Consider the following 11,140-nt stretch of genomic DNA (forward strand, 5'->3'; position numbering starts at 1 on the left):
GTATGCGCATACGCGCGCTGGTTAGCGGTTTGGCGGTCCTGCTGGCTGCCGTGCAGGTTTTCGCCGCCACCGACGTGCAAAGCGTGCGTCTGTGGCGGGCACCGGACAATACGCGGCTGGTGTTCGACCTGTCGGGCCCGGTGAAGCACAACGTCTTCACGCTCGAGGCGCCGCACCGCATCGTCATCGATGTCACCGGCGCCACGCTCAAGGCGCAGCTCGACCAGCTGGCACTGCAGAACACGCCGGTCGCCGCCCTGCGCGCCGGGCAGCACGACGCGAACACGCTGCGCGTGGTGATCGACCTCAAGGCGCCCGTCGCGCCGAAAAGCTTCAGCCTGGCGCCGAATCAGCAGTACGGGCATCGCCTGGTGGTCGACCTGTTCGACCAGGGCGCCGCCGCGCCGGTCGCCCAGGTGCCGACCAACAGTGCGCCCGCCAAACCGGTGCCGCCGGTGTCGCCGACGCTGCCTGCGGTCAAGCTGCCGGTGTCGCCGGGTGGCAAGCGTGACGTGGTCATTGCCATTGATGCCGGTCACGGCGGCGAGGACCCGGGCGCCATCGGTCCGGGCAAGATCTACGAGAAGACCGTGGTGCTGCAGATTGCCAAGGAGCTGCAACGGCAGATCAATGCCGAGAAGGGCTTCCGTGCCGAGCTGGTACGCACCGGCGACTACTTCATTCCGCTGCGTAAGCGCACCGAAATCGCCCGCCAGAAGGGGGCTGACCTGTTCGTGTCGGTGCATGCCGACGCCGCGCCGCGCTCGTCGGCATACGGCGCTTCGGTCTTCGCCCTCTCCGACCGCGGCGCCACCTCCGAGACGGCACGCTGGCTGGCCGACAGCGAGAACCGTTCCGACCTGATCGGCGGTGCCGGCAACGTGAGTCTCGACGACAAGGATCAGATGCTTGCCGGCGTGCTGCTGGATCTGTCGATGACCGCCTCGCTGTCCTCCAGCCTCAACGTCGGGCAGAAGGTGCTGAGCAACATGGGCCGCATCACGCCGCTGCACAAGCGCCGCGTCGAACAGGCCGGTTTCATGGTGCTGAAATCGCCGGACATTCCCTCGATCCTGGTCGAGACCGGCTTCATTTCCAACCCGTCCGAGGCGCGCAAGCTGCAGACAGCCAGCCATCAGCAGTCGCTGGCGCGCTCGATCCACAGCGGCGTGCGGCAGTTCTTCCACGAAAATCCGCCGCCGGGCACTTATGTCGCCTGGCTGCGAGACGCCGGCAAACTCGCCATCGGGCCGCGCGAGCATGTGGTGCGTTCCGGCGAGAGCCTGGCGCTGCTCGCCGAGCGCTATCAGGTCAGCCTGACCTCGCTGCGTAGCGCCAATCAGCTGCGCAACGACACCATCAAGGTCGGCCAGACGCTCAGCATCCCGGCCACCACGCTGGCCTCCCAACCATGAGCGAATTGCGCCGCATCCAGCTGCTGAGTCCGCGGCTGGCGAACCAGATTGCCGCCGGAGAAGTGGTCGAGCGGCCAGCCTCGGTGATCAAGGAGTTGCTGGAGAACAGCCTCGATTCCGGTGCAACGCGCATCGAGGTGGATGTCGAGCAGGGCGGGGTCAAGCTGCTGCGCGTGCGCGACGACGGCTGTGGTATTCCGGCGGACGATCTGCCGTTGGCTCTGGCGCGCCATGCGACCAGCAAGATCCGTGACCTAGAAGACCTCGAGCGGGTGATGAGCCTGGGTTTTCGTGGCGAGGCGCTGGCGTCGATCAGCTCCGTCTCGCGCCTGACGCTGACCTCGCGCACGGTCGAAGCCGCTGAGGCCTGGCAGGTGGAAACCGAAGGCCGCGAGATGGAGGCGCGGGTGCAGCCGGCGGCGCATCCGGTCGGCACCTCGGTGGAAGTGCGCGACCTGTTCTTCAATACGCCGGCGCGGCGCAAGTTCCTGCGTACCGAGAAGACCGAGTTCGACCATCTGCAGGAAGTGATCAAGCGTCTGGCGCTGGCGCGTTTCGACGTCGCCTTTCACTTGCGGCACAACGGCAAGGGCGTGCTGGCGCTGCATCAGGCGAGCGACGATGCGGCGCGGGCGCGGCGAGTGGCGGCCGTCTGCGGACCGGCGTTTCTCGAGCAGGCGCTGCCGATCGAAGTCGAGCGCAATGGGCTGCGTCTGTGGGGCTGGGTCGGCCTACCGACCTTCTCGCGCAGCCAGGCCGACCTGCAGTACTTCTACGTCAACGGGCGCATGGTGCGTGACAAGCTGGTTGCCCACGCGGTGCGCCAGGCCTATCGCGATGTGCTGTTCAACGGTCGGCATCCGACGTTCGTGCTGTTCCTCGACGTCGATCCGGCGGTGGTGGACGTCAATGTGCACCCGACCAAGCACGAGGTGCGCTTTCGCGACAGTCGCATGGTGCATGACTTCCTCTATGGCACGCTGCACCGCGCGCTGGGCGACGTGCGTCCCGAAGACCAGTTGGCGGCGCCGGCGAGCGTGACATCGGTGAGCCCGCTCAGCGGTGTGGCCGCGGGCGAGTTCGCAGGGCAGAACGAAATGAGCCTGTCGACCAGCGTGCCTGAGCGCGCGGCGGGCGAAGCGCCAGCGTGGCGCGGTGCCGGGGTTGGCTATCAGATGCAGCGTCCAGCCTCCGGCGGCCACGTCGCCGAGGCGCAGGGCGCTTATCGGGAATTCTTCGCCCCGTTACCGGAAGCCGGCCCCGCGCCATTGCCTGCCAGTCAGGACGATGTGCCGCCGCTGGGCTATGCGCTGGCGCAGCTCAAGGGCATCTACATCCTTGCGGAGAATGCCCAGGGCATGGTGCTGGTGGACATGCATGCCGCCCATGAACGCATCACCTACGAGCGCCTGAAAACCGCGATGGCCAGCGAAGGCCTGCGTGGCCAGCCGCTGCTGGTGCCCGAATCCATCGCGGTGAGTCAGCGCGAGGCCGATTGCGCCGAGGAACACGCGCAGTGGTTCCAGAAGCTTGGCTTCGAGTTGCAGCGCCTGGGGCCCGAGACCCTGGCGATTCGCCAGACGCCTGCGCTGCTCAAGCAGGCCGAGGCGACTCGGCTGGTGACCGATGTGCTGGCCGATCTGCTCGAATACGGCACCAGCGATCGCATTCAGGCGCATCTGAACGAGCTGCTGGCGACCATGGCCTGCCACGGTGCGGTGCGTGCCAATCGTCGCCTGACGCTGCCGGAGATGAATGCGCTGCTGCGCGACATGGAGCAGACCGAGCGCAGTGGCCAGTGCAACCACGGCCGCCCGACCTGGACGCAACTGGGCATGGACGAGCTGGACCGGCTGTTCCTGCGCGGGCGCTAGCCCAAGGCGCACGCGGCGACGGCGAATCGATCGTGCAGCTTGCAGCTTCTGGCTGGCAGCTTGAAACTATGCCGCCCCTCGCCGCGAGCCCACCGATGTCCCGCCTGCCTCCCGCCATCTTTCTGATGGGTCCCACCGCCTCCGGCAAGACCGATCTTGCACTGGAGCTGGCGCGCGTGCTGCCCTGCGAGCTGATCAGTGTCGACTCGGCGCTGGTCTATCGCGGCATGGATATCGGTACCGCCAAGCCTTCCCGTCAGGTGCTGGCCGCTTATCCGCATCGTCTGGTGGATATTCTCGACCCCGCGCAGAGCTATTCGGCGGCGGAATTCAGCGCCGACGCGTTGGCGGCGATGGCGGAAATCACGGCGGCGGGCCGCATTCCGCTGCTGGTCGGCGGCACCATGCTTTATTTCAAGGCGCTGCGCGATGGCCTTGCCGACATGCCGTCGGCCGATGCGCAGGTGCGCGCCGAATTGGAGGCGCTGGCCGCGCAGGAGGGATTACCGGCGCTGCATCGCATGCTTGCCGAAATCGATCCGCAGTCGGCCGCGCGCATCCATCCCAACGATCCGCAACGGCTGGTGCGTGCGCTGGAGGTCTATCGCGTCAGCGGATTGACCATGAGCGAACATCGCGCCCGACAATGGTCGCAAAAAGCTGCCGCGGGCGCGCCTGGCTCGGGCGTCTTGCCTTATACTGTCGCGCACTTGTCCATCGCTCCGGCACAGCGGTCGGTTCTGCATCAGCGCATCGAACAACGCTTTCTTCACATGGTTGAACAGGGCTTTATCGAAGAGGTCGAAGCCCTGCGTTGTCGTGGCGACTTGCATTCCGGGATGCCGTCGATCCGGGCGGTGGGCTATCGGCAGGTGTGGGACTACCTGGATGGGAACCTGTCTAGGGACGAGATGATTCAGCGCGGCATCATCGCAACCCGGCAACTGGCTAAACGACAGTTCACCTGGCTGCGTGGCTGGGGGGAAGTTGACTGGTTGGACAGTCTGTCCCGCGACAATCTGCCGCGAGCATTGAAATACCTGCAATCGCTCTCCATATTGAGCTGACACTGCAAATTGACCGTCTATTCTCAGACAAGTGGATCGTCGGTTTACCCAGAAATTATTGAATAAAGATCCTCTAAGGAGTGCGGCACATGTCAAAAGGGCATTCGCTACAAGACCCTTACCTCAACACACTGCGTAAGGAACGCGTTCCGGTTTCCATCTATCTGGTCAACGGCATCAAGCTGCAGGGCCAGATCGAATCCTTCGACCAGTTCGTCATTCTTCTCAAGAACACTGTCAGCCAGATGGTCTACAAGCATGCGATCTCGACGGTCGTGCCGGGTCGTCCGGTTCGCCTGCCGACCGCAGGTGACGCCGAGCAATCCGAGTCGGGCAACGACTAAGGTAGGCGTCTTTGTTCTTCGAACGTCCCGGTGGCGGGGAACGGGCCATTCTGGTTCATCTGGAAGGCCAGGACCCCGCGGCGCGCGAGGACCCTCAGGAGTTTCAGGAACTGGCCCGCTCGGCTGGTGCCGAGCAGGTCGGGTTCGTCACGGTGAGCCGACATCAGCCGTCGGCGAAGTTTCTGATCGGCACCGGCAAAGTCGAAGAGCTGCGCGATCTCGTCCATGAGGGCGAGGTTGAACTGGTGATCTTCAATCACACGCTAACTCCCAGTCAGGAGCGCAACCTCGAGCGCGTCCTGGAGTGCCGGGTACTCGATCGCACCGGTTTGATTCTCGATATCTTCGCCCAGCGTGCGCGTACCCACGAAGGCAAGCTGCAGGTCGAGCTGGCGCAGCTCGAGCACATGAGCACGCGTCTGGTGCGCGGCTGGACTCACCTTGAGCGGCAGAAAGGTGGTATCGGCCTGCGCGGTCCGGGCGAGACCCAGCTCGAAACCGACCGGCGTCTGCTGCGGGTGCGTATTCGTCAGATCAAGCAGCGGCTGGAAAAGGTCCGCGGGCAGCGCGAGCAGGCGCGTCGCGGGCGCAAGCGTGCCGACATCCCTTCAGTCTCGCTGGTCGGTTACACCAACGCCGGCAAGTCCACGTTGTTCAACACGCTCACGGAAGCCGACGTCTACGCGGCCAACCAGTTGTTCGCCACGCTCGATCCGACTTTGCGGCGCCTGGAGCTGCCGGATATCGGACCGGTGGTCCTGGCGGATACTGTGGGTTTCATTCGTCACCTGCCGCACAAGCTGGTCGAGTCGTTTCGCGCGACGCTGGAAGAATCCAGCAATGCCGATCTGCTGCTGCACGTGATCGACGCCCATGAGCCCGAGCGCGATCAGCAGATCGAACAGGTCTTGGCCGTGCTGGCGGAGATCGGTGCGGACGAGCTGCCTGTCCTGGAGGTCTACAACAAGGTCGATCTCATGGAAGGCATCGAACCGCAGATTCAGCGCGATGCCGATGGCAAGCCAGGGCGCGTCTGGGTATCGGCGCGTGATGGGTTGGGGCTGGACCTGCTGCGCCAGGCAATCGCCGAACTGCTCGGCAACGATCTGTTCGTCGGCACGCTCCGACTGCCGCAGCGCCTCGGCCGCATGCGTGCTCAGCTGTTCGAGCTTGGCGCCGTGCAGCGCGAGAGCCACGACGAGGAGGGCGGTAGTCTCCTTGAGGTGCGTCTGCCGCGGGTGGAGCTGCATCGGCTGCTCAGTCGCGAAGGGCAGCAGCCGGCCGAGTTTCTGGAGCAACACACTTTGCAATAAAGCCCGGGCGGCGATCTGGCCGCTTGTTACAGGCTTTCGGTAGCATTGGTGGGTGCGCCACAGGGCGCGTCTTTAGCTTTATCTGAATGGAGAGCGCTATGGCTTGGAATGAGCCGGGTGGCAACTCGAACAACCAGGATCCCTGGGGCGGCGGTGGCGGTGGTCGTCGCGGCGGCGATCAGAAGGGACCGCCCGATCTCGACGAGGCCTTCCGCAAGCTGCAGGACAGCCTCAACGGCATGTTCGGTGGCAAGAAGCGCGGCAGTGGTGGCGGAAGCGGCGGTGGCAGTCGTCGCGGCGGCTTCGGCCTGGTCTGGGTTTCGCTCGTGGTCCTGCTGGCGGTATGGCTGTTCAATGCCATCTATATCGTCGACGAACAGGAGCAGGCGGTGGTGCTGCGTTTCGGCAAGTACCATGAAACCGTCGGGCCGGGTCTGAATCTCTACTTCCCGCCAATCGACCGCAAATTCCAGGAAAACGTCACGCGCGAGCGCTCCTACAGCAAACAGGGGCAGATGCTCACCGAGGATGAAAACATCATCGAGGTGCCGTTGACCGTTCAGTACAAGATCAGTGATCTGCAGTCGTTCGTCCTCAACGTCGATCAGCCGGAAATAAGCCTGCAGCACGCCACCGACAGTGCGGTGCGCCATGTGGTCGGTTCGACGGCGATGGATCAGGTACTGACTGAGGGCCGCGAGGCGATGGCTGGTGAGGTGAAGGAGCGTCTGCAGCGTTTCCTCGACAACTACGGCACCGGTATCACCGTGACGCAGGTGAACCTGCAGAGTGCGGCTGCACCGCGCGAAGTCCAAGAGGCCTTCGACGACGTGATTCGTGCCCGCGAAGACGAGCAGCGTGAGAAGAACCAGGCCGAATCCTATGCCAACGGCGTTATTCCCGAAGCGCGCGGCCAGGCCCAGCGCATGCTGGAAGAGGCCAGTGGTTATCGTGATGCGGTGATTTCCCGTGCCGAGGGTGAGGCCGACCGCTTCACCAAGCTGCTGACTGAGTACAGCAAGGCGCCGGAGGTGACCCGCGAGCGCTTGTATCTGGAAACCATGCAGGAAGTCATGAGCAACACCAGCAAGGTCATGGTGACCGGCGAGAGCGGGCAGAACAATCTGCTCTATCTGCCGCTGGACAAGATGATCAACGGCCGTGGCGCCGCCAGCAGCAGCGCCGCGTCGGCCGGAACGGCATCAGGCGCTGCCAGCCAGTCGACGCGGCTACCGCCGGAATTGGATCCGCGTGAAGTTCGTACGAGGGAGAGTCGCTGATGAGCAATAAATCCCTTACGGCGCTGATCGTGGGTGTGGTGCTGGCGCTGGTGCTGTGGAACAGCTTCTATATCGTCTCGCAGACCGAGCGAGCAGTACTGCTGCGTTTCGGTCGTATCGTCGAGCCCGACGTGAAGCCCGGTCTGCACATGAAGATCCCGTACGTGAACAGTGTGCGCAAGTTTGATGCGCGCCTGATGACGCTGGATTCGACGACTTCACGCTTCCTGACCCTGGAGAAGAAAGCGCTGATGGTCGACGCCTACGCCAAGTGGCGGGTTGCCGATGCGGAGCTGTTCTATACCGCAACCTCCGGCATGAAACAGATCGCCGATGAGCGACTGGCGCGTCGCCTGGAGGCGGCACTGCGTGACCAGTTCGGTAAGCGCACCTTGCACGAGGCGGTATCCGGTCAGCGCGACGAGTTGATGGGGCAGGTAACCAACAGCCTCAATCGCGCCGTGCAGAAAGAGCTGGGCATCGAAGTAGTGGACGTGCGGGTCAAAGGTATCGATCTGCCGCGCGAGGTGAACCGCAGCGTGTTCGAGCGCATGAGTTCCGAGCGCGAGCGCGAGGCCCGCGAGCACCGTGCGAAGGGCAAGGAGCTGGCCGAAGGTATTCGCGCCGACGCCGATCGCCAGCGCCGCGTCTTGCTTGCCGAGGCATTCCGCGAGGCGGAAGAGCTGCGTGGTGACGGCGATGCGCGAGCAGCGTCGATCTACGCGGCCGCCTATGGCCAGGACAAGGAGTTCTATTCCTTCTATCGCAGTCTGCAAGCCTACCGCGAAAGCTTCTCCAGCAAGGAAGACGTGCTGGTGCTGGATCCCAAGAGCGACTTCTTCCGCTATCTGGAGCAGTCCCGCTAAGCGCTTCGCGAGGTTCGTCCGGCGGCCGATGCTGGCCGCCGGGTGACCCACCGGGAAAACATTGCTATGATCCGCCAGCCGGGGAAAACCCGGCTTTTTTGCGTCTGCACCCATGGGGCAGGCGATCTCCGGGCATGGGCAACCATGCCGCTCCCCTTGCGGGGCCTGGCGCTGATGTCAGGGTTTGAACAGAACTGCACGCGACCGATGGCCAGCCTCGACGGCAGCCCGGTTCTCGTCTGCTTGACTAGGCTTGCCGTATCGAGAGGTGATTGGCGAAATGGCAACGGTAGACCGCTGGCTGCTGCCAGATGGCATCGAAGAGGTGCTGCCGCCCGAGGCTGCACGTATCGAGACCGCACGGCGTCGCGTACTGGACTTGTTCCAGCGCTGGGGTTACGAGCTGGTCATAACGCCTCATGTTGAATTCCTCGAATCGCTGCTGACCGGCTCCGGTCAGGATCTCGATCTGCGTACCTTCAAGGTCACCGACCCGCTGTCGGGGCGGCAAATGGGCCTACGCGCCGATATCACGCCGCAGGTGGCACGGGTTGATGCGCATACGCTGCGTCGCGAAGGGCCGAGTCGCCTGTGCTACGCGGGCAGTGTGCTGCACGCCAAGCCGCAGGCGCTGGCGACGTCGCGTAGCCCGATCCAGCTGGGTGCCGAGCTGTATGGCGACGGCAGTGCGTCGAGCGACATCGAGGTGATCAGCCTGATGCTGGAAATGCTCGAGCTTGCCGATGTGCCTGATGTGCACATGGACCTCGGGCATGTCGGCATCTACCGCGGCCTTGCTCGCGCGGCTGGGCTGATGGGCGAGACTGAGCAGCGGCTGTTCGATGCGCTGCAGCGTAAGGCGATGGACGAGATCGAGTGCCTGACCGCGGCTCTGGAGCCGACGCTGGCCGGCATGTTGCGCGCGCTGGCGCGGCTGTGCGGCGGTCGTGAGGCGCTGGATGAGGCGCAGGCAGCGCTGGCGGAGGCGCCGGCCGAGGTTCGTCAGGCGCTGCAGACGCTGATCCGGATTGCCGACCAGCTGGCCGCGCGTTATCCGAAAATGCCGCTTTACTTCGATCTGGGCGAGCTGCGCGGATATCACTACCACACCGGTGTCGTCTTCGCGGTGTTCGTTCCTGGCGTTGGTCAGTCGATCGCCCAGGGTGGACGTTATGACGACATCGGCGCCGACTTTGGGCGAGCGCGCCCGGCCACCGGCTTCTCGACTGATCTGAAGACGCTGGTGAGCCTCGGTAATGCCGATCTGTCGACCCCGGTCAGTGGCATCTGGGCGCCGCATAGCGATGATCCCGCGCTATGGCAGGTGATCTGCCGCCTGCGTCGCGACGGTGAGCGTGTGGTGCAGGCCCTTGATGGTCAGGCGGCTGACGCTGCCGCGGAACTGGGCTGTGATCGGCAGCTGCTGGCTAAAGACAATTCCTGGATCGTGGCGCCGCTGGCGTCCTGAGATTTGCCGCGATGCGGCCCAGGCTGGTTTCGATTTCTGCCGGTCAATGCCGGTACGCTTCTCCGAAGAGGACAGAGGGTTATGGGTAAGAATGTCGTGGTCCTGGGCACCCAGTGGGGTGATGAGGGCAAGGGCAAGATCGTCGATCTGCTGACCGACCAGGCGGCCGCAGTGGTGCGCTACCAGGGTGGTCACAACGCCGGTCATACCTTGGTGATCGACGGTGAGAAGACCGTGCTGCACCTGATTCCGTCCGGCATCCTGCGCGACAACGTGCAGTGCCTGATCGGCAACGGCGTGGTGGTTGCTCCCGATGCGCTGCTGCGGGAAATTACCAAGCTTGAGGAAAAGGGCGTACCGGTGCGCGAGCGCCTGCGTATCAGCCCGTCCTGCACCCTGATCCTCCCGTATCACGTCGCGCTGGATCAGGCGCGCGAGGCGTCGCGCTCGGAAGGCAAGATCGGCACCACTGGTCGTGGTATCGGACCGGCCTACGAAGACAAGGTCGCGCGTCGTGGCCTGCGCATCGGTGATCTGTTCAATCCGGAGCGTTTCGCGGTCAAGCTGCGTGAGTTGCTGGAGTACCACAACTTCGTTTTGCAGAATTTCTACAAGGTCGAGCCGGTCGATTTCCAGAAGACGCTGGACGAGGCGCTGGGCTACGCACAAGTCCTCAAACCGCTGATCACCGACGTCACGGCACGGTTGCACGACCTGCGCAAGCAGGGCGCGTGCATCATGTTCGAAGGTGCGCAGGGCTCGCTGCTGGATATCGACCACGGCACCTACCCGTACGTGACCAGTTCCAGCACCACTGCCGGCGGCACCGCGACCGGCTCTGGCTTCGGTCCGCTGTATCTGGACTACATCCTCGGTATCACCAAGGCCTATACCACGCGAGTGGGTTCGGGGCCGTTCCCTACCGAGTTGTTCGATGAAGTCGGCGCGCGCCTGGCCGAGCGTGGTCATGAGTTCGGCTCGACCACAGGTCGTGCGCGTCGTTGCGGCTGGTTCGATGCGGTCATTCTGCGACGCGCCATCGAGATCAACAGCATCTCCGGTATCTGCCTGACCAAACTGGACGTGCTCGACGGCCTGGAAACCATTCGTATCTGCGTCGGTTACAAGGATCGCAATGGCCAGGTGTTGGTCGATGCGCCGACCGATGCCGATAGCTACGACGGCCTGCAGCCGGTGTACGAGGAGATGCCGGGCTGGAGCGAGTCGACTGTCGGTGCCAAGAGCCTTGACGAGCTGCCGGCCAATGCGCGCGCCTACATCAAGCGTCTGGAAGAGTTGATCGAGGCGCCGGTTGATATTATCTCCACCGGTCCGGACCGCAACGAAACCATCGTGCTGCGTCATCCGTACGCCTGATCGGATGCGACACTAAAAAGACCGCCTTCGGGCGGTCTTTTGCTGTCTGGCGCCGGCTCAGGCGGGTCTGGCTCAGGTTTGCGGAAAACTATATAGCGCTGAAAACGAAAAAACCGAGCATAAGCTCGGTTTTTTC

9 protein-coding genes are annotated in these 11,140 nt (G+C 63.9%); all 9 read left to right on the plus strand.

The window, feature by feature from the left end:
• Positions 1-2 precede the first annotated feature (2 nt).
• The gene (locus tag NAV27_RS02705) at positions 3-1,415 is read left to right on the plus strand and encodes an N-acetylmuramoyl-L-alanine amidase (RefSeq protein WP_102827824.1); all 1,413 of its coding nucleotides are present in this window, start codon (positions 3-5) and stop codon (positions 1,413-1,415) included.
• Entirely contained in the window at positions 1,412-3,289 is a 1,878-nt protein-coding gene (gene mutL, locus NAV27_RS02710) for a DNA mismatch repair endonuclease MutL (protein WP_102827823.1), read from the plus strand. Before NAV27_RS02705 ends, mutL begins: the two co-directional genes overlap by 4 nt.
• 95 nt (positions 3,290-3,384) lie before the next feature.
• Positions 3,385-4,356 carry a tRNA (adenosine(37)-N6)-dimethylallyltransferase MiaA gene (gene miaA / locus NAV27_RS02715; RefSeq protein WP_102827822.1) on the plus strand — a complete coding sequence of 324 codons (972 nt, stop codon included), beginning with the start codon at positions 3,385-3,387 and terminating at the stop codon, positions 4,354-4,356.
• A gap of 89 nt (positions 4,357-4,445) precedes the next feature.
• Positions 4,446-4,700: an RNA chaperone Hfq gene (gene hfq / locus NAV27_RS02720; protein ID WP_003283098.1), complete on the plus strand. Its 255-nt coding sequence runs from the start codon at positions 4,446-4,448 to the stop codon at positions 4,698-4,700.
• An 11-nt stretch (positions 4,701-4,711) separates the two neighbouring features.
• On the plus strand, positions 4,712-6,013 hold the full coding sequence (hflX, locus tag NAV27_RS02725; RefSeq protein ID WP_102827821.1) for a ribosome rescue GTPase HflX: 1,302 nt from the start codon (positions 4,712-4,714) through the stop codon (positions 6,011-6,013).
• A gap of 98 nt (positions 6,014-6,111) precedes the next feature.
• Positions 6,112-7,293, plus strand: a complete 1,182-nt coding sequence (gene hflK, locus NAV27_RS02730) for an FtsH protease activity modulator HflK (protein WP_102827820.1) — start codon at positions 6,112-6,114, stop codon at positions 7,291-7,293.
• The gene (gene hflC, locus NAV27_RS02735) at positions 7,293-8,159 is read left to right on the plus strand and encodes a protease modulator HflC (protein ID WP_008569719.1); all 867 of its coding nucleotides are present in this window, start codon (positions 7,293-7,295) and stop codon (positions 8,157-8,159) included. Before hflK ends, hflC begins: the two co-directional genes overlap by 1 nt.
• A 280-nt stretch (positions 8,160-8,439) precedes the next feature.
• On the plus strand, positions 8,440-9,627 hold the full coding sequence (locus tag NAV27_RS02740; RefSeq protein ID WP_102827819.1) for an ATP phosphoribosyltransferase regulatory subunit: 1,188 nt from the start codon (positions 8,440-8,442) through the stop codon (positions 9,625-9,627).
• Between the two features lie 81 nt (positions 9,628-9,708).
• Complete coding sequence (locus tag NAV27_RS02745) at positions 9,709-11,004, plus strand: adenylosuccinate synthase (RefSeq protein WP_102827818.1); 1,296 nt, start codon at positions 9,709-9,711, stop codon at positions 11,002-11,004.
• The last annotated feature ends 136 nt before the right edge of the window (positions 11,005-11,140 follow it).

The sequence above is a fragment of the Stutzerimonas degradans genome (genome assembly GCF_024448505.1).
GTDB classification, from domain to species: domain Bacteria; phylum Pseudomonadota; class Gammaproteobacteria; order Pseudomonadales; family Pseudomonadaceae; genus Stutzerimonas; species Stutzerimonas degradans.

Coding starts and splice junctions, on each gene's coding strand:
- miaA (WP_102827822.1), top strand. CDS start 3,385: ATGTCCCGCCTGCCTCCCGCCATCTTTCTGATGGGTCCCACCGCCTCC.
- hfq (WP_003283098.1), top strand. CDS start 4,446: ATGTCAAAAGGGCATTCGCTACAAGACCCTTACCTCAACACACTGCGT.
- NAV27_RS02745 (WP_102827818.1), top strand. CDS start 9,709: ATGGGTAAGAATGTCGTGGTCCTGGGCACCCAGTGGGGTGATGAGGGC.
- NAV27_RS02740 (WP_102827819.1), top strand. CDS start 8,440: ATGGCAACGGTAGACCGCTGGCTGCTGCCAGATGGCATCGAAGAGGTG.
- mutL (WP_102827823.1), top strand. CDS start 1,412: ATGAGCGAATTGCGCCGCATCCAGCTGCTGAGTCCGCGGCTGGCGAAC.
- NAV27_RS02705 (WP_102827824.1), top strand. CDS start 3: ATGCGCATACGCGCGCTGGTTAGCGGTTTGGCGGTCCTGCTGGCTGCC.
- hflK (WP_102827820.1), top strand. CDS start 6,112: ATGGCTTGGAATGAGCCGGGTGGCAACTCGAACAACCAGGATCCCTGG.
- hflC (WP_008569719.1), top strand. CDS start 7,293: ATGAGCAATAAATCCCTTACGGCGCTGATCGTGGGTGTGGTGCTGGCG.